Genomic DNA, 17,344 nt, shown 5'->3' with positions numbered 1-17,344 from the left:
CTCCCGCCCCCACGGCCGTCTCCGTCCCCGCGCCGACGTCCGGGCCCGGGTCCGCGTCCGGGTCCGGCTCCGCGTCTGGGCCCGGGTCCGCGTCTGGGTCCGGGTCCGGGTCCGGGTCCGCGCATGTTCCGCTGCCGATGCCGATGCCGGTGCCGGTTCCCGTGCCGGCCCCGGCGCAGGCCGCCGCGCCGCCTCATGTCTCCCTTCCGTCCCATCCGGCCGATCCGCCCATCTACAAGGCGGTGCTCGACCTCTGGGCCAGTCGCGGCAGGACCCTGCCGGGCCACCGCGACCAGGAGTGGAGCCGGCTCGCCTCGGGCCCCGTGTGGGCGGACCGCACGGTCCGGGTCAACGGGACTCTGGTCCGGCCAGGTGGCGGGCGATGACCACGCGCTGGATCTGATTGGTGCCCTCGACGATCTGGAGCACCTTCGCCTCCCGCAGCAGCCGCTCGACGGGGAAGTCCGCGGTGTAGCCGTAACCGCCGAGCACCTGCACCGCGTCCGTCGTCACCCGCATCGCCGCGTCCGAGCAGAACAGCTTCGCCATGGCCGCCTGCCTGCCGAAGGGCCGGCCCTCGTCGCGCAGCCGGGCCGCCTCCAGATAGAGCGCCCGGCCCGCCTCGACCTGGGTGGCCATGTCGGCGAGCAGGAAGCGCAGCCCCTGGAAGTCGGCGATCGGCCGGCCGAACTGGCGGCGCTCCCGCGCGTACGCCACGGCGGCGTCCAGCGCGGCCTGTGCCACGCCCACCGCGCAGGCCGCGATGCCGAGCCGACCGGAGTCAAGGGCCGCAAGGGCGATGGCGAAGCCCTGCCCCTCCGCCCCGATCCGGCGGGCGTCGGGAACCCGTACCCCGTCGAGGTGCACCTGGGCGGTGGGCGAGCCCTTCATGCCCATCTTCCGCTCGGGCGCGGCGGCGCTCAGACCGGGCGCGTCCCCGGGTACCAGGAAGGCGGTGATCCCCTTCGGGCCCTCGCCGCCGGTGCGGGCCATGACGGTGTAGAAGTCGGCGATCCCGCCGTGGGTGATCCATGCCTTGGTGCCGTCGAGCACCCACGCGTCGCCGTCGCGGGCCGCCCGGGTGCGCAGCGCGGCCGCGTCGGAGCCGGAGGCCGGCTCGGACAGGCAGTACGCGCCGAGCAGTCCGCCGCCGAGCATCGCGGGCAGATGGGCGGCCCGCTGCTCGTCGCTGCCGAAGGCGGCCAGGGCGTGGCAGGACAGGCTGTGCACGCTGACCCCGAGGGCCACGGTGAGCCGGGCGGCGGCCAGCTCTTCCAGGACCTGGAGGTAGACGGCGTACGGCTGGTCGCCGCCGCCGTACGCCGAGTCGTACGGCAGTCCGAGCAGCCCGGAGGCGGAGAGCAGCCGGAAGAGCTCGCGCGGGAAGTGCCCGGCGGCCTCCTCCTCGGCGGCGGTCTGCGCGATCTCGCGCTCGGCGATCTCCCGCACCAGGGCGAGCAGCTCCCGGGCCTCGTCGGTGGGCAGCCGGCGTTCGACCTGCTCGACCATGGCGGCGCGCTCCTCGCTGGGGGGTTCGGGGCCTGTCGGGAGGGTTATGCCCGGTCGGCCGTCCCGTCTCACGGTTCCGCGACGCCGGAGCCTCGGACGGGTACCCGGTCAGTCGCGCTCGCGGAGATACGCGTCGAGCTGCGCCGCCCCGGCCAGCATCGCGCGGGCGCGGGCGGACAGCCTGGCACGCCAGTCGCCGAGCGCGCCCTCCAGGGGTTCGAGACCGCCCGCGGCCCGCACCTGGTCGAGGAGCGGGGCGATCCGCTCCAGCGGATAGCCGCCCCGGCGCAGCTGGTGGGCGAGGCGGGCGTCCCGTACGTCGGCCGCTCCGTACACCCGGTATCCGGTACGGGGGTCCCGGCGCGGCCGCACCAGTCCGGCGCGCTCCCACGCGCGCAGGGTCGCGGGCCGGATGCCGAGGCGGCCGGCCAGCGGACCGATGAAGGTGTCCCCCGACGACCCGGACGGGCCGGACGGGCCGGACGCCCCGAACGGGCCTTCCGCGGGATCCGGCCCCAGATCGCGCAGGGCGCTCTCGACGGCCCGGAGGGTGCGGCGGTCCTCAAGGAGCAGGGCGTGGCTCTCGTCGACGAGGCGGAAGGCCTCGTCGGGGTCGCCCTCGTGCACGGCCCGCATGATCGCGGTCGCGGTCGGGTGCCCGTGGCCGGGCAGCAGGGCGAGGAAGGCGCGCAGGGCGCTCGCGTGGCGGGGGGTGTAGGCGCGATAGCCGGAGGGGGTGCGGGCGGCGGGCGGGAGGATGCCGGCCTCCTCGTAGTTGCGGACCGCCTGCGTGGACAGACCGTGCGCGCGGGCCAGATCGATCGGCCGCAGCCGCTCGCCCGCATCTCTGGTTTGAAGGTTCTGCCTCATGAGGCCGACGATATCGCGGATGAATCGACGAAAAGTCTCCACCGAGGCTTCAACGATACCGTTGAAGCCATGGCGACTGACATCAAGGAAACCGCCCGTTCCGTCTCCGCTGCCGGTGTCCTGGAGCTGCTCCAGGACCGGCCTGAGACCGCCCGATCCCAGTCCCGGCCCCGATCCCAGTCACGCCCCCGCCCCCGGCTGCTCGCGCTCGGCGAGCCCACCCACGGCGAGGACTTCCTCCTGGAACTGCGCAACGCGCTCTTCCGGCAGCTCGTCGAGGAGGAGGGCTACCGGACGATCGCGCTGGAGAGCGACTGCCTCATGGGGCTGCTCGTCGACGCGTACGTGACCGAGGGCACCGACGGCCCCCTCGACGAGGTCGTGGAGCGCGGGATCAGCCACGGCTGGGGCGCCTCCGCGGCCAACCGGGCGCTGGTCCGCTGGATGCGCGAGTTCAACGAGGGGCGGCCCGCCGACGACCGGCTCCGCTTCGCCGGCTTCGACGGCCCGCTGGAGATCACCGCCGCCGCGAGCCCGCGCCAGGCCCTCACCGCGCTCCACACCCGGCTCGCGGCCCAGGTGGACCCGTCCCTGCTGCCCTGCACCGCGGACACCCTCGACCGGCTGCTCGGCACCGACGAGCGGTGGACCGATCCCGCCGTCATGCACGACCCCACGCGCTCGGTGGGCCGCTCGCCCGAGGCCGCGGAACTGCGACTGCTCGCCGACGACCTGGCGGCCCTGCTCGACGAGCAGGCGCCGCTGCTGCTCGCGGCGACCTCACGAGAGGAGGTCGACCTCGCCCGCCTCCACGCGCGCACCGCGCTCGGCCTGCTCCAGTACCACCACTGGATGGCGGACACCTCCCCCGCCCGGCTCCCCCGCCTCCTCGGCGTCCGCGGCCGGATGATGGCCGAGAACCTCCTCGCCCTCACCGACCGGGGCCCGGTCCTCGTCTACGCCCACAACTCCCACCTCCAGCGGGAGCAGAGCACCATGCGCATGGGCGGCGACCCGCTGCGGTGGTGGAGCGCCGGCGCCCTGGTGAGCACCCGCCTCGGCCCGGACTACGCCTTCCTCCCCACGGCCCTCGGCACCATCCACCACCAGGGCGTCGACGCGCCCCCGCCGGACACCCTGGAGGGCCTGCTGTACGCGCAGCTCCCCGCCGCCCCCTCCCTCCTCGCCCCCCGCCGCCTCACGGCCCACCTCGGCGACGCGCTGCCCACGGCGCGCGTCTCACCATGGTTCGGCTACGCGCCGCTGGCCCCGGCACATCTACAGGCAGCGGACGGGCTGGTGTTCGTCAGGGACGTGCCGACGGTCTGATCCGACTCGCCCCGGCCGCCCCCTCACAGCACCCCGACGACCTGAAGCGCCTTGCGCTGCACGGGAGTCGGACGGTCGGGGAAGTAGAGATAGCAGACCCCGCCCGTGCCGGAGACCACCTTCCCGCTCGCGTTGTACCGCTTCGTCCGCAGCCAGATGTTCTCCCACTCGCGCCGCCGGTAGACCCGGCGCACGGCCTCGTTGCTGGGTGAGGCCGGGTCGTTGGCGATCACGTCGCCGGTCGCGGTGAAGCCGATGACGGTCATCAGGTGGCCCGAGGTGCCGTAGCCGGCGCCGGTGAGTTCCTCCTTGCGGAAGGACTGGGACGTTATGGCCGGGATGCCGGCGCGGATCAGGGTCTCCAGGTCGGTGAGCGAGGTCAGCCGGGTGACCACCGCGTTCATGTCGGGGTAGGCGGCGGCGTAGGCGGCGTTGAAGGGCCAGTTGCCGCAGCCTGCGTACTGGTGGTCGTAGGTGTGGCGGGCCGCGTGGCAGACCTGGGGGTCGGCGAAGTCGGGGTTCACCCAGGCCAGGTCGGCGGAGGAGGGGCGACGGCCCCAGTACTCGATGATCATCTGCGAGGAGGTGGGGCTGCACCAGGCCTCGCCGCCGTTGTCGTACTCGGGGTACTGGCCGACGTGGGTGTTCTGCGAGTAGCGCGGCACCGTCAGCTCGTGGTCGAGGCCGGGCGCCGAGGCGGGGACGTCGAAGCGGTCCGGGATGTCGGAGGCCATCGCGCCGAGCCGCCAGACCAGGGGCGAGAGGGTGGTGCCGGGGGTGCGGTGGAGGGTGAGGCGGAGCTGGTACGAGACGAGCCGGAGGCCGCTCGCCGGGTCGTCGACCGCGAAGGTGTCGGTCCAGATCGAGGCCTTGCCGTCGCTCTGGTCGTCGACGGAGGTGCGGCGGATGTCGGCGTCGCCGGAGGCCCAGCGGCCCATCACGAACCAGGGGGTGTCGGTGCCGTCGCCGTATGTGCCGCGCAGGTCGACCTGGATCCAGGTGCCGGGCGGGGTGTGGGCGTTCCAGGAGGCGATGACCTCGGTCGCGGGGACCGTGGAGGTGTGGACGGGCGAGGTCCAGGTCGCGTACTCCCAGGTGCTCGTCCGGCCGGAGTGCGGGTCGGCGTAGTCGGTGCGGCCGGCCGGGGTGTCGATCACCAGGCCGGGGCGGCGGCCGGCGACGGCCCGGGTGCCGGCCGCGGTGCCGCAGCGCCAGTCGGTGTACGTGGACCAGAAGCGGTTGTCCACGAGGCCGGGGTCGGGGGTGTCTCCGGTGGCCTCGATCGCGGCCGCGGCCGCGGCCGGGGCGACGGACGCCGCCGTTCCGGCCGCCGCGGCGAGGGCCGCGGCGAGGACGGTGCGGCGCGGGGTGGCAGGGGGCATGGGCGGTGACCCTCCAGTCGGTGGTGGCGAACGGACGGGCTGCGGGCCCCACTATCGCGGCTCGTGGACGGCTTCTGCCAGCGATTCGACACGCGCCGCACGAGCAATATTGGTCTCCACCAGTGGCAAGCACCGCCTCGCTGACCTGGGGCGGATCCCGGCAGGCCGGTCCCCTACCCTGAAGCCATGACCGACGACCTCGACCGGGCCGCCGCCGCCCTGCGCCGGCTGCCGCCCTCCTGCGGCCCGGTGCGGCTCGTCGCGGTCGACGGGCACGCCGGGTCCGGCAAGTCCACGCTGGCCGACCGGCTGTCCGCGGCCCTCGGCGGGGCGCCCGTGCTGCGTCTCGACGACCTCGCGAGCCACGAGGAGCTCTTCGAGTGGACGGGCCGTCTCCTGGACCAGGTCGTCGGGCCCCTGTCCGAGGGCCGGACGGCGCGCTATCACCCGTACGACTGGAATCTGCGCGCCTTCGGTCCGGCGAGGACGCTGGAGCCGGCGCCCGTGGTGCTCATGGAGGGCGTGGGTGCCGGGCGGCGGGTGCTGCGGCCGTTCCTCGCGCGGCTGCTGTGGATGGAGCGCGGCGCCGTGGAGTCCTGGGTGCGCGGGCGGCATCGGGACGGGCCCGCGCAGGCCGATTTCTGGGACGGCTGGACCGTGGCGGAGACTCGCCATTTCACCGAGGACCCTTCGCGGCCGTTCGCCGACACCTTGGTACGGGAGAGCGGGAAGGGTTACGAGTGGCTGCCTGGGCCCTCTGCGACCGCAGGCCCGAACCAGATCATCACCCATCGTGACGAGTCCCCGGCCGCAAACTGAGTGGGCGGAACTCCACTTCCGCAAGTGCCTCAACTCGGCTTGACCCAAGGGGCGTACAGGTCTTACGTTCTGAATGTGCGGCCCTTCGAAGCCGCCGCGGACGCGAAGCCCCCGGTTGTTCCCCCGTGATCGGGGGCTTCGTTCCGCCCTCTTCCTCACCGAGGGTGACCACCGGTGAGCCTCCGGCGGATCTCGTCGATCACGACCGATCGCCCTCTTCTCCCTCATCACGCACCCCCTGCGCAGGTACGATGCCCCTCGGTGCGGTCAATTCCCGTCCACGTGTAGACGGTTGTGGGGGACCCGATGGACTTCGGCACACAGGGCACACATGCCCCCGCCGAGCTCGCCTGGCTGCGCGGAGTCGACGCCTACACGATGGGCGCCTATCCGCAGGCCGAGGAGGAGTTCCGGACGGCCGTGCGCATCGACCCCGGCATGGCCGACGGCTGGCTCGGGCTGCACGCGCTGCGGGTGGACACCACGACCGCGCTGCTGCGGATGTACCGCAACCGCGAGCGCTTCGGCGAGCAGCGCACCCGGCACCGCCGCACCCTCAACTCCTGGTACTGGCTGGGCTGGTGGGTGCAGCCGGTCCTCGAGACCCCGCGCGATCTGCTGCTCGCGCACGCCTCGCACTGGCTCGACGGACGACACGTGCCCGAGCTGGACCGGGCGCTCGCCGGGCTGCCGCCGGTCGACACCGACCCGCAGGTGCGCTTCCTGCACGCCTGCCGCGCCTATCTGGTCAAGGACTGGGAGCAGCTGGTCCGGCACACCGAGGCACTGGTCGACGATCCGCTGCTCGGCATCGAGGCGGGTCTGTTCGGCGGCATGGCCCGGGTGCGGCTCGAGATGTACGGGCAGGCCGAGCCGCTGCTCTCGGCGGCGCTGATGCGCTGCCGCAGCGAGCAGCCGCAGCGCAAGGAGCTGCGCTACTGGCTGGCCCGGGCACACGAGGGCACCGGCCGGTCCGCCGCCGCGCTGCCGCTCTACCGGGCGGTGCACCGGATCGACCCGGCGTTCATGGACACCGCGGCACGGCTCGCGGCCATCTCCGAGTACGACGGCTTCGAGGGCCCGGACGACCCGGTGGGCTACGCCCCGGCGATGTACGGCGGGCTCGGCCAGGACACGGTGGACGGCGAGCGGGACGGGCCGGAGGGCGCGGGCGGCGACGGACTGCTGCTCAGACCGGAGACCGGCCCGCCGCCCGCGCCGCCGGAGCCGCCCGATGTCGTACGGCAGAAGGCGGCCGTCCCCGCGCAGCCGGTGCCGCCCCGCTTCCCGGCCAGCCCCACCGACCCGGCGCTGCTCGCCGAGGCGCTGGCGGAGCTGGAGCGGATGGTCGGGATGGAGCCGGTGAAGCGGCAGGTGAAGGCCCTGTCGGCCCAGCTGGAGATGGCCCGGCTGCGCGCCGGACAGGGATTGCCCGTCCAGCCGCCGAAACGGCACTTCGTCTTCTCCGGCCCCTCGGGCACCGGGAAGACCACCGTGGCCCGGATCCTCGGCCGGGTCTTCTACGCGCTCGGCCTGCTCGGCGGCGACCATCTGGTGGAGGCCCAGCGGGCCGATCTGGTCGGCGAGTATCTGGGCCAGACCGCGGTCAAGGCCAATGAGCTGATCGACTCGGCGCTCGGCGGGGTGCTCTTCGTCGACGAGGCCTACTCGCTCTCCAACACCGGCTACAGCAAGGGCGACGCCTACGGCGACGAGGCCCTGCAGGTGCTCCTCAAGCGGGCCGAGGACAACCGGGACCACCTGGTGGTGATCCTGGCCGGCTACCCGGAGGGCATGGACCGGCTGCTCGCCGCCAACCCCGGTCTCTCGTCCCGCTTCACCACCCGGGTCGACTTCCCCTCGTACCGTCCTCTGGAGCTGACCGAGATCGGCAAGGTGCTCGCCGCCGCGAACGGCGACGGCTGGGACGAGGAGGCCCTGGACGAGCTGCGCTCCATCAGCGGGCACGTGGTCGAGCAGGGCTGGATCGACGAGCTCGGCAACGGGCGGTTCCTGCGCACCCTGTACGAGAAGTCCTGCGCCTACCGCGATCTGCGGCTGTCCGGCTACGGCACCGTGCCGGGGCGCGAGGACCTGGCCACGCTGCGGCTGCCGGACCTGATGCAGGCGTACGGCGAGGTGCTCTCGGGGCGCGGCCCCACGGACCGCGGACCGCAGGAGCCGCCGGGCATCTGACCGGCGGCTCCCGCGAGGGCCCGCGAGGGCACCGGGCCCGCGAGGGCACCGGGCCCGCGAGGGCTCTGCCGGGCTCTGCCGGGCTCAGCCGGCGAGCACCCGCGGGGGCGGCTGCGCGGGCGGCTGCGCGGCGGCGGTCCCCACCGGGTGGCGCACCACGGTCCGCACCCGGTGCGCCGGGTCGCGGACCTCGCCGACCAGCATCTCCAGGACGTCCTCCAGGGCGACCAGGCCGAGCACCCGGCCGGAGGCGTCGGACACCTGGGCCAGATGGGTCGCGGCCCGGCGCATCACGGTGAGCGCGTCGTCCAGCGGCAGCTCGGCCCGCAGCGTGGCCATCGGGCGCCACACCTGCTGGGGCACCGCCCGCTCCCGGTCCTCCAGGTCCAGGACGTCCTTCACGTGCACGAAGCCCATGAAGCTGCCGCGGCCCTCGGCCCGTACGCCCTGGGTGTCCGCCTGGGCGCGGACCGGGAAGCGGGAGAAGCCGGTCCGCACGGTCAGCTCCTCGATCTCCCGGGGCGTGACCGACGGGGGCACGGTGACCAGCGAGGCGGAGGGGATGAGGACGTCGGTGACCGGGCGGGTGCCCAGTTCGAGGGCGTCCTCCAGGCGCTCCTGCTCGGCCGGGTCGAGCAGTCCGGCCTGCCCGGCGTCCTCCACCAGCCGGCCGAGCTGGGCGGAGGTGAAGACGGCCTCCACCTCGTCCTTGGGTTCGACCTTGAAGGCCCTGAGGACCAGGCGCGCGCAGGCGCCGAGCGCGGTGGTGACCGGACGGCAGAGGCGCGCGAAGCCGACCAGGCCGGGGCCGAGCGCGAGCGCGGTGCGCTCGGGGTCGGCCATCGCCAGGTTCTTCGGGACCATCTCGCCGATCACCAGGTGGAGGAAGACCACCGCGGCCAGCGCGATCACATAGCCGAGCGGGTGGACCAGGCCGTCCGGTACGCCGACGGCGTGGAAGACCGGTTCGAGCAGCCGGGCCACGGTCGGCTCGGCGACGGCGCCGAGGGTCAGCGAGGCCACCGTGATGCCGAACTGCGCGGCGGCCATCATCTGCGGCAGGTTCTCCAGGCCGTACAGCACCTGGCGGGCCCGCGTGCCGCCGAGCGGTTCGATCTGGCTGCGGCGCACGGAGACGAGCGCGAACTCGGCGCCGACGAAGAAGCCGTTGGCGAGCACCAGGAGGACGGCGAAGAGGAGGGGCAGCAGGCTCATCGGGCCGCCTCCGCCCCGACGGGCACCGGCGCGGTGCGCATGATCCGCACGCGTTCGGCGCGGTAGCGGCCGACCTGGCGGACGGAGAGCCGCCAGCCGGGGAGTTCGGCCCGGTCGCCCGGGGCGGGGATGCGCCCGAGCAGATCGGCGACGAGCCCGGCGACCGTCTCGTACGGTCCGTCGGGCACGTCGAGTCCTATCCGGTGCAGGGTGTGCACCCGGCAGGAGCCGTCGGCCTCCCAGACCTGGCTGCCGTCCTCGGACGGCACCGCGGCCAGCTCCGGCCGCTCGTCGGCGGCCGTGTCGTGCTCGTCGCGGACCTCGCCGACCAGCTCCTCGACGATGTCCTCCAGGGTGACGACGCCGGCGGTGCCCCCGTACTCGTCGACGACGACCGCGATGGGCTGCTCGCGGCGCAACCGCTCCAGGAGGGCCTGGGCCGGCAGCGACTCGGGGACGAGCAGCGGCGGGACGGCGATCCGGCCCACCGGGGTGCGGTGCCGCTCCTGCGGGACGACGGCGAGCGCGTCCTTGAGGTGGACCATGCCGACGATCTCGTCGATCCGCTCCCGGTAGACCGGGAAGCGGGACAGGCCGGTGGCCCGGGTCAGGTTGAGGACGTCGGCCGCGGTGGCGTCCGACTGGAGGGCGCTCATCCGCACCCGCGGGGTCATGACCTGCTCGGCGGTGAGCCCGCCGAGCGTGAGGGTCCGTACGAAGAGGTCGGCGGTGTCCTGTTCGAGGGCCCCGGCCTCGGCGGAGTGGCGGGCCAGGGCGACCAGCTCGCCGGGGGTGCGGACGGAGTCGAGCTCGTCGGCCGGCTCCACGCCGAACAGCCGGACGAGCCGGTTGGCGACGGTGTTGAGCAGCGCGATCACGGGCCGGAAGAGGCTCGCGAAGACATGCTGCGGGCCGGCCACGAAGCGGGCCACCTGGAGCGGCCGGGAGACCGCCCAGTTCTTCGGGACGAGTTCGCCGACGACCATCTGCACCGCGGAGGCGAGCAGCATGCCGATGAGTACGGCGATGCCGGAGACGACCCCTTCGGGCAGTCCGGTCGCGGTCAGCGGGCCGTGCAGCAGTCCGGCGAGTGCGGGCTCGGCCAGCATGCCGGTGACCAGCGAGGTGATGGTGATGCCGAGCTGGGTGCCGGAGAGCTGGAAGGACAGCTCGCGCAGGGCCCGGACGACGCCGCGGGCGCGGCGGTCGCCTTCGGCGGCGGCGCGCTCGGCCTCGGCGCGCTCGACGGTGACGAGGCCGAACTCGGCGGCCACGAAGAAGCCGTTGGCGAGGATCAGGAGGAAGGCTGCGGCGAGCAGCGACAGGGAGACGATCATGCCGCCGCCTCGGGTGAGGGGGCGGCGCAGGTACTACCGGACGATCCGTCCATTGCCGGAGGGAGTCACTCCTCGGAGTCGTTGGGCGGCCTCGCGGGCCGCCGGCGGGCGGCCCTGCACATGCGAGGCGGTGGTGCCGCTCGGCACCACCGCCACCAGATTAGTCACGCCCGCGCCCTCGCGGGCAGGGGGTCGGCCCCGTATGGGGGACGGATCAGGGTCCGTCCCCGACCGGGACCGGGGTCCGGACCGAGGTCCCGACCCGGGTCAGCGGGAGGACTCGGTCCCGGTGCCGCGGGACTCGGCGAGGGCGCGGAGCGCGCGGGCGTCGCGGATGGCCTGCTCCTTGGCGATGCCCGGCTGGATGCCGAGGGCCGGCAGGCTGGTGCCGTCGCTCAGGTCGAGGAACACCCAGGCGTCGCCGGGGCGCAGGTTCACCCTGAGGATCTCGGCCCAGGCGAGTCGGCGCTTCCGGGTGATGTTGACGACCGTCACGCCGTCCTCGTCGGCGACCACCTTGGGGCGGCTGAGCAGCACCAGGACGCCCGCGAAGACGGCGGCGGTGAAGACGAAGCTGACCCGCTCCGCCGGGCTCAGCTTCTCCAGGATCAGTCCGACCGCCGTGACGACGACGAACATCGCCACGCCGAGGGTCAACAGGACGGCCCGGGTGCGGCCCGGCCGGAAGGTGACCGGGAGGGCGGGAACGGCGGTGTCGGACATGGGTGTGCCGGTCTCCTTGCTTCCTTGCTTCCCTGCTTCTCGGAGTGCTGCTCAGAGGCGGCAGGCGTGGATGGCCGTGGTGAGGATGGCGCGGGCGCCGAGCTCGTACAGGTCGTCCATGACCTTCTGCGCCTCCTTGGCGGGGACCATGGCGCGCACGGCGACCCAGCCCTCGTTGTGCAGCGGCGAGACGGTGGGGGACTCCAGGCCCGGGGTGAGGGCGACGGCCTGCTCCAGGTGCTCGGCGCGGCAGTCGTAGTCCATCATCACGTAGCTGCGGGCGACCAGGACGCCCTGGAGGCGGCGCAGGAACTGCTGCACCTTCGGGTCGTCGTCGACGGCGCCGGTGCGGCGCACGACGACGGCCTCGGACGTGAGGATCGGCTCGCCGATGACCTCGAGGCCCGCGTTGCGCAGGCTGGTGCCGGTCTCGACGACGTCCGCGATGATCTGGGCGACGCCCAGCTGGATCGCGGTCTCGACGGCGCCGTCGAGGTGCACGACGGAGGCGTCGACGCCCTGCTCGGCGAGGTGCTTGGCGACGATGCCCTCGTAGGAGGTGGCGATCGTCATCCCGTGGAAGTCCGCGGGGCCGTCCGCGGTGCCCGGGCGGGTGGCGTAGCGGAAGGTGGAGCGGCCGAAGTTCAGCGGCAGGATCTCCTCGGCGTTGGCGCCGGAGTCCAGGAGCAGGTCGCGGCCGGTGATGCCGATGTCGAGCCGGCCGGACGCCACGTAGATCGCGATGTCCTTGGGGCGGAGGTAGAAGAACTCCACCTCGTTCTCCGGGTCGACGGTGACGAGTTCCTTGGACTCCTTGCGCTGCCGGTAGCCCGCCTCATGGAGCATCTCCATCGCAGGTCCGGAGAGAGAACCCTTGTTGGGGACGGCGATGCGCAGCATGGGACGGGCTTCCTTTGCCTCGGGAGTTTCGGGGGTAGGGGGTGCTGGTGCTCAGAGATGGGCGTAGACGTCGTCGAGCGAGATCCCGCGGGCGACCATCATCACCTGGACGTGGTACAGCAGCTGCGAGATCTCCTCGGCGGCGGCTTCCTTGCCCTCGTACTCGGCGGCCATCCAGACCTCGGCGGCCTCCTCGACGACCTTCTTGCCGATGGCATGGACGCCCTTGCCGACCAGTTCCGCGGTGCGGGAGGTCGCCGGGTCGCCGGTCTCGGCCTTGAGCTTGAGCTCGGAGAAGAGCTCTTCGAAGGTTTTGTTCGCCATGATGTCCTAAGAGTACGGGGTGGGCAGGCGCGTCTCGGCGTCAGGGTTTCAGCGCCAGGGTTCGCTCACCGTGCGCAGGACGGTCGCGGTCGCGACGGCGGCGGTGACGGCCTCGTGGCCCTTGTCCTCGCTGGAGCCCTCGAGGCCGGCCCGGTCGAGGGCCTGCTCCTCGTTGTCCACGGTGAGGACGCCGAATCCGACGGGTACGCCGGTGTCGATCGAGACCTGGGTGAGGCCGTGGGTGACGCCCTGGCACACGTACTCGAAGTGCGGCGTTCCGCCGCGGATGACGACGCCGAGCGCCACCACGGCATCGTAGCCGCGCTGGGCGAGGACCTTGGCCACCACCGGGAGCTCGAAGCTGCCGGGGACGCGGAGCAGGGTGGGCTCCTCGATGCCGAGCTCGTCGAGGGCGCGCAGGGCGCCGTCGACGAGGCCGTCCATGATCTTCTCGTGCCACTGGGCAGCGATCACGGCGACCCGGAGGTCTCCGCAGTTCTTCACGCTGAGGACGGGTGCGCCCTTGCCGCTCATGTCTCTCCTCGGTCGATCTCGGTACGTGCTGACTTACTGGTTGCCGCTTACTGGTTGCCGCAGGTGGGGGCGGGGGTGCCGTCCAGCCAGGGCAGGTCGTGGCCCATCCGGTCCCGCTTGGTGCGCAGGTAGCGGAGGTTGTGCTCGCCCGCCTGGACCGGCATGGGCTCGCGGCCCTCGACGGTGAGGCCGTGCCGGGTGAGGGCGTCGATCTTGTCGGGGTTGTTGGTCATCAGGCGCAGGCTGCGCACGCCGAGGTCGGCGAGGATCCGGGCGCCGGCCGCGTAGTCGCGGGCGTCGGCGGGCAGGCCCAGCTCCAGGTTGGCGTCGAGGGTGTCGCGGCCGCGCTCCTGGAGCTCGTACGCCCGCAGCTTGGAGAGCAGTCCGATGCCGCGGCCCTCGTGGCCGCGCAGATAGACGACGACGCCGCGGCCGGCCTCGGTGATGCGGTCCATGGAGGCTTCCAGCTGGGGGCCGCAGTCGCAGCGCAGCGAGTGGAAGACGTCGCCGGTGAGGCATTCGGAGTGGACCCGGACGAGGACGTCGGCGCCGTCGCCGATCTCGCCGTGGACGAGGGCGACGTGCTCGACGCCGTCGACGGTGGAGCGGTAGCCGTACGCGGTGAAGTCGCCGTGCCGGGTGGGCAGGTGGACCTCGGCCTCGCGGCGCACGGTGGGTTCGGCGGAACGCCGGTAGGCGATCAGGTCCTCGATGGAGATGATCGTCAGGCCGTGCTTGCGGGCGAAGGGGACCAGCTCGGGCAGCCGCAGCATGACGCCGTCCTCGCCGGCGATCTCCACGATGGCGCCGGCCGGGCGGAGTCCGGCGAGCCGGGCGAGGTCGACGGCGGCCTCGGTGTGCCCGTTGCGGACCAGGACGCCGCCGGGCTTGGCGCGCAGCGGGAAGATGTGGCCGGGGCGGACGAAGTCGCCGGGCTCGTGGGCACCGCTCGCGAGCATCCGCAGGGTGGTGGCGCGGTCGGCGGCGGAGATGCCGGTGGTCACGCCGTGGGCGGGGCCCGCGTCGACGGAGACGGTGAAGGCGGTCTGCATCGACTCGGTGTTGTTCTCGACCATCTGCGGCAGCCGGAGCCGGTCGAGCTCCTCGCCCTCCATGGGGGCGCAGATCAGGCCGCGGCACTCGCTCATCATGAAGGCGACGACCTCGGGGGTGGCCTTCTCCGCGGCGATGACGAGGTCGCCCTCGTTCTCTCGGTCCTCGTCGTCGACGACCACCACGGGGCGGCCGGCCGCGATGTCCGCGATGGCCTGCTCGACGGGGTCGAGGGTGAGGTCGGAGGCGTCCCAGAGCGACAGCGTGTTCATGCGTGGGCTCCTTCCAGGGTGGGGGCGGTGGTGCGGGAGCGGAGCCACCAGTCGCGCATGCCCCAGAGGACGAGCGCGCCGTAGATGACGTAGACGAAGCCGGAGAAGGCGTAGTCGTTGGCGAAGCTCAGCGGGACGCCGACGAGGTCGACGAGCAGCCAGGCGAACCAGAACTCGACCATGCCGCGGGCCTGGGCGTACATGGCGACGAGGGTGCCGACGAAGATGTACGCGTCGGGCCAGGGGTCCCAGGACAGGCTCGGGTAGGCCTTGAAGAGCAGCGCCACCGCGACGGTGCCGGCGGCGGCCGCGGCGATCATCGCGCCGCGCTCGCGCCAGCCGGCGAAGCGCACGGAGATGTGGCCGTCGGCGGCCTGCCCCTTCCCTCGGCTCCACTGCCACCAGCCGAACAGCGCGACCAGCATCACGACGGCCTGCTTGCCGGCCATACCGGTGAGGTGGCCGTAGAAGGCGCCGAAGAGGGTCAGGCCGGCCAGGAACTGGACGGGCCAGGTCCACACCGAGCGGCGCCAGCCGAGGGCCAGGGCGATCAGACCGAGGATGTTCCCGATCATGTCGAACCACTTGATGTCCTGGCCGAAGACTGTGAACGCCTCGGAGGTGAGCCAGTTCACTTGACGTTCTCCTGTCCGTTCGGGCCGAGCAGCCGCTCGACGTACTTGGCGATGACGTCCACTTCGAGGTTGACCGGGTCGCCGCTCTGCTTGATGCCGAGCGTGGTCAGCGCGAGGGTGGTGGGGATGAGGCTGATGGTGAACCAGTCGTCGCCGACCTCGACGACGGTGAGGCTGACGCCGTCGACCGTGATCGAGCCCTTCTCGACGACGTAGCGGGCGAGCTGCGCGGGCAGGCCGACCTTGACGATCTCCCAGTGCTCGTAGGGCTCGCGGTCGAGGATCGTGCCGGTGCCGTCCACGTGGCCCTGGACGATGTGGCCGCCGAGGCGCCCGCCGACGGCCATGGGCCGCTCCAGGTTGACCCGGGAGCCGACCTCCAGGGCGCCCAGCGAGGAGCGCTTGAGGGTCTCGGCCATCACGTCGGCGGTGAACTCCCCGTCGCCGAACTCGACCACCGTGAGACAGACGCCGTTGACGGCGATCGAGTCGCCGTGCTGCGCGCCTTCCGTGACCAGCGGGCCGCGCAGGCGGAAGCGGGACGCATCCTCAAGCTGCTCGACGGCGACGACCTCGCCCAGCTCTTCGACGATTCCGGTGAACACGGTCAGGCTCCCTTGGGGGTGGCGGGGACGGTGGGGACGGCGGTGACGCGGAGGTCGGGCCCGATGCGCACGGTCTCGGTGACGTCGAGGCGCAACGCCTCCGCGATGGTGGTGATTCCGGCGTCGGCGAGGGCGGCGGGGCCCGCGCCGAGGAGGACCGGGGCGAGATAGCCGACGACCTGGTCGACGGCGCCCGCGGCGAGGAAGGCGCCCGCGAGGGTGGGCCCGCCTTCGAGGAGGACGGAGCGGACGCCGCGGCTGTGCAGGGCGTCCAGGAGGGCGGGGACGGACAGACCGCCGGCGGCGGCGCGGGGCAGCCGTACGACCGGGTCGAGGGCGGTCTCGGCGTCCTCGGCGATCGCGATCAGGGTGGGCGCGGCGTCGTCCAGGACCCGGGCGCCGGGCTTGACGGCGGTGCCCTCGGTGTCGACGACCACGCGGAGCGGCTGGACGGCGCCCTCCACGCCCCGTACGGCCAGGTGGGGGTCGTCGGCGCGGGCGGTGCCGGAGCCGACCACGACGGCGTCGGCCTCGGCGCGCAGCCGGTGCACGTCGGCGCGGGACTCGGCGGAGCTGATCCAGCGGGAGGTGCCGTCGGCGGCGGCGATCCGGCCGTCGAGGGTGGCGGCGTACTTCCAGCGGACGAAGGGGCGGCCGGTGCGTACGGAGGTGAGCCAGGCCAGGTTGCCGGCCTCGGCCTCATCCTCCAGGAGGCCCTGCGCGACCTCGACGCCGGCCGCGCGCAGGGTGTCCGCACCGCCCGTGGCCTGCGGGTTCGGGTCGCCGACCGCGTACACGACACGGGCGATCCCGGCCTCGATCAGGGCCTGGGCGCAGGGGCCGGTGCGACCGGTGTGGTTGCAGGGTTCGAGGGTGACGTACGCGGTGCCGCCGCGGGCCAGGACACCGGCCTCGCGCAGGGCGTGGACCTCGGCGTGCGGGCCGCCGGCGCGCTGGTGCCAGCCCTCGCCGACCTGGTGGCCGGAGGCGTCGGTGATGACACAGCCGACCACCGGATTGGGGCTGGTGGAGCCGAGACCGCGGGCGGCGAGCGCGATCGCGCGTCGCATGGCGGTGATGTCGGCCTGGGTGGCCACCGGGTCCTCCTGCCTCTTCGGGCACGGACTCCGGGGCCTGTCGATGACGACAGAGAGCGGATACGACGGCCTCGCACAGGGTGCGCCGAGGCCGGATGCCTGCCGGGGCGCCGGGACCGGGATCCGGTACGGCGACCAGCGGACGTACGGCCGGCTCACCCCCACAGAGGGGTCGCCCGCCGCGCACTGCCTCCCATCCGGACTTTCACCGTCGGTCCAGGAATCTCACCTGGTCAACCGGCCGCTGGCTGCGGACGGGTCGCGGACTATACCGCCGGTTCGGAATTACACCGACCCCGGAGTGCGCTGCTGCTGATACAGGACCAATATGCCACGGACCGCGACCGGCCATACGGGTGAGGCCCTGTGGGCTGACTCACAACCCGACATGACCCTGCCACGAAACCCCTCGTTGGTCCAGACCTATTGACGCACTGGTCTAGTCCTCTTAATGTCCGTGTCACCTCCGAGGCGCGGCCCGCCGGTGAGCGCACTCCACGGGCCCAACACGACCCACCCCCTTGTTCGTTGTGCTTTCAGTGAC

Annotated in this window: 16 protein-coding genes and 1 riboswitch; of the genes, 3 read left to right on the top strand and 13 right to left on the bottom strand. The window is 73.1% G+C overall.

Features of this window, described 5'->3' with window-relative positions:
- Nucleotides 1–348: 348 nt before the first annotated feature.
- Together AB0M18_RS07345 and AB0M18_RS07340 are read right to left on the bottom strand one after the other, a co-directional pair.
- Nucleotides 349–1,509, bottom strand: coding sequence for an acyl-CoA dehydrogenase family protein (locus AB0M18_RS07345; RefSeq protein ID WP_365755830.1), 1,161 nt, complete (start codon nucleotides 1,507–1,509; stop codon nucleotides 349–351).
- Nucleotides 1,510–1,617: 108 nt separating this feature from the next.
- A complete protein-coding gene (locus AB0M18_RS07340) occupies nucleotides 1,618–2,379 on the bottom strand; it encodes a MerR family transcriptional regulator (protein ID WP_365755829.1) in 762 nt (253 codons plus the stop codon).
- 69 nt (nucleotides 2,380–2,448) lie between these two features.
- Here AB0M18_RS07340 and AB0M18_RS07335 point away from each other — a divergent pair, with 69 nt between their 5' ends.
- The gene (locus AB0M18_RS07335) at nucleotides 2,449–3,708 is read left to right on the top strand and encodes an erythromycin esterase family protein (RefSeq protein WP_365755828.1); all 1,260 of its coding nucleotides are present in this window, start codon (nucleotides 2,449–2,451) and stop codon (nucleotides 3,706–3,708) included.
- A gap of 23 nt (nucleotides 3,709–3,731) precedes the next feature.
- Here AB0M18_RS07335 and AB0M18_RS07330 read toward each other — a convergent pair whose 3' ends face one another.
- Nucleotides 3,732–5,090, bottom strand: a complete 1,359-nt coding sequence (locus AB0M18_RS07330; RefSeq protein ID WP_365755827.1) for a peptidase C39 family protein — start codon at nucleotides 5,088–5,090, stop codon at nucleotides 3,732–3,734.
- A gap of 186 nt (nucleotides 5,091–5,276) precedes the next feature.
- Here AB0M18_RS07330 and AB0M18_RS07325 point away from each other — a divergent pair, with 186 nt between their 5' ends.
- Both AB0M18_RS07325 and AB0M18_RS07320 read left to right on the top strand, forming a co-directional pair.
- Entirely contained in the window at nucleotides 5,277–5,909 is a 633-nt protein-coding gene (locus AB0M18_RS07325; RefSeq protein ID WP_365755826.1) for a hypothetical protein, read from the top strand.
- A 306-nt stretch (nucleotides 5,910–6,215) separates the two neighbouring features.
- Nucleotides 6,216–8,105 carry an AAA family ATPase gene (locus tag AB0M18_RS07320; protein ID WP_365755825.1) on the top strand — a complete coding sequence of 630 codons (1,890 nt, stop codon included), beginning with the start codon at nucleotides 6,216–6,218 and terminating at the stop codon, nucleotides 8,103–8,105.
- A gap of 84 nt (nucleotides 8,106–8,189) precedes the next feature.
- Here AB0M18_RS07320 and AB0M18_RS07315 read toward each other — a convergent pair whose 3' ends face one another.
- The 10 genes from AB0M18_RS07315 to ribD form a co-directional block, all read right to left on the bottom strand.
- Nucleotides 8,190–9,320 (bottom strand): hemolysin family protein, encoded by a 1,131-nt coding sequence (locus AB0M18_RS07315; RefSeq protein WP_365755824.1) that lies wholly within the window; start codon nucleotides 9,318–9,320, stop codon nucleotides 8,190–8,192.
- Nucleotides 9,317–10,657 (bottom strand): hemolysin family protein, encoded by a 1,341-nt coding sequence (locus AB0M18_RS07310; protein ID WP_365755823.1) that lies wholly within the window; start codon nucleotides 10,655–10,657, stop codon nucleotides 9,317–9,319. Before AB0M18_RS07310 ends, AB0M18_RS07315 begins: the two co-directional genes overlap by 4 nt.
- A 267-nt stretch (nucleotides 10,658–10,924) precedes the next feature.
- Nucleotides 10,925–11,380, bottom strand: coding sequence for a PH domain-containing protein (locus AB0M18_RS07305; protein ID WP_365755822.1), 456 nt, complete (start codon nucleotides 11,378–11,380; stop codon nucleotides 10,925–10,927).
- A 51-nt stretch (nucleotides 11,381–11,431) separates the two neighbouring features.
- Nucleotides 11,432–12,280 carry an ATP phosphoribosyltransferase gene (gene hisG, locus AB0M18_RS07300; RefSeq protein ID WP_365755821.1) on the bottom strand — a complete coding sequence of 283 codons (849 nt, stop codon included), beginning with the start codon at nucleotides 12,278–12,280 and terminating at the stop codon, nucleotides 11,432–11,434.
- Nucleotides 12,281–12,331: 51 nt separating this feature from the next.
- Nucleotides 12,332–12,604 carry a phosphoribosyl-ATP diphosphatase gene (locus tag AB0M18_RS07295; RefSeq protein WP_030691288.1) on the bottom strand — a complete coding sequence of 91 codons (273 nt, stop codon included), beginning with the start codon at nucleotides 12,602–12,604 and terminating at the stop codon, nucleotides 12,332–12,334.
- Nucleotides 12,605–12,652: 48 nt separating this feature from the next.
- A complete protein-coding gene (gene ribH / locus AB0M18_RS07290; protein WP_365755820.1) occupies nucleotides 12,653–13,138 on the bottom strand; it encodes a 6,7-dimethyl-8-ribityllumazine synthase in 486 nt (161 codons plus the stop codon).
- Nucleotides 13,139–13,185: 47 nt separating this feature from the next.
- Nucleotides 13,186–14,463, bottom strand: a complete 1,278-nt coding sequence (locus AB0M18_RS07285) for a bifunctional 3,4-dihydroxy-2-butanone-4-phosphate synthase/GTP cyclohydrolase II (RefSeq protein WP_365755819.1) — start codon at nucleotides 14,461–14,463, stop codon at nucleotides 13,186–13,188.
- Nucleotides 14,460–15,098 (bottom strand): nicotinamide mononucleotide transporter family protein, encoded by a 639-nt coding sequence (locus AB0M18_RS07280; RefSeq protein WP_365755818.1) that lies wholly within the window; start codon nucleotides 15,096–15,098, stop codon nucleotides 14,460–14,462. The genes AB0M18_RS07285 and AB0M18_RS07280 overlap by 4 nt, the downstream gene beginning before the upstream one ends.
- Nucleotides 15,095–15,703, bottom strand: coding sequence for a riboflavin synthase (locus tag AB0M18_RS07275; protein WP_365755817.1), 609 nt, complete (start codon nucleotides 15,701–15,703; stop codon nucleotides 15,095–15,097). The genes AB0M18_RS07280 and AB0M18_RS07275 overlap by 4 nt, the downstream gene beginning before the upstream one ends.
- Nucleotides 15,704–15,705: 2 nt before the next feature.
- Nucleotides 15,706–16,800, bottom strand: a complete 1,095-nt coding sequence (ribD, locus tag AB0M18_RS07270; protein WP_365755816.1) for a bifunctional diaminohydroxyphosphoribosylaminopyrimidine deaminase/5-amino-6-(5-phosphoribosylamino)uracil reductase RibD — start codon at nucleotides 16,798–16,800, stop codon at nucleotides 15,706–15,708.
- A 179-nt stretch (nucleotides 16,801–16,979) separates the two neighbouring features.
- A riboswitch (FMN riboswitch) is annotated at nucleotides 16,980–17,109 on the bottom strand.
- Nucleotides 17,110–17,344 lie beyond the last annotated feature (235 nt).

This window comes from Streptomyces sp. NPDC051909, assembly GCF_040681095.1.
In the GTDB taxonomy this organism is placed as follows: Bacteria; Actinomycetota; Actinomycetes; order Streptomycetales; family Streptomycetaceae; genus Streptomyces.
This window is presented reverse-complemented; position numbering and strand designations above follow the sequence as displayed.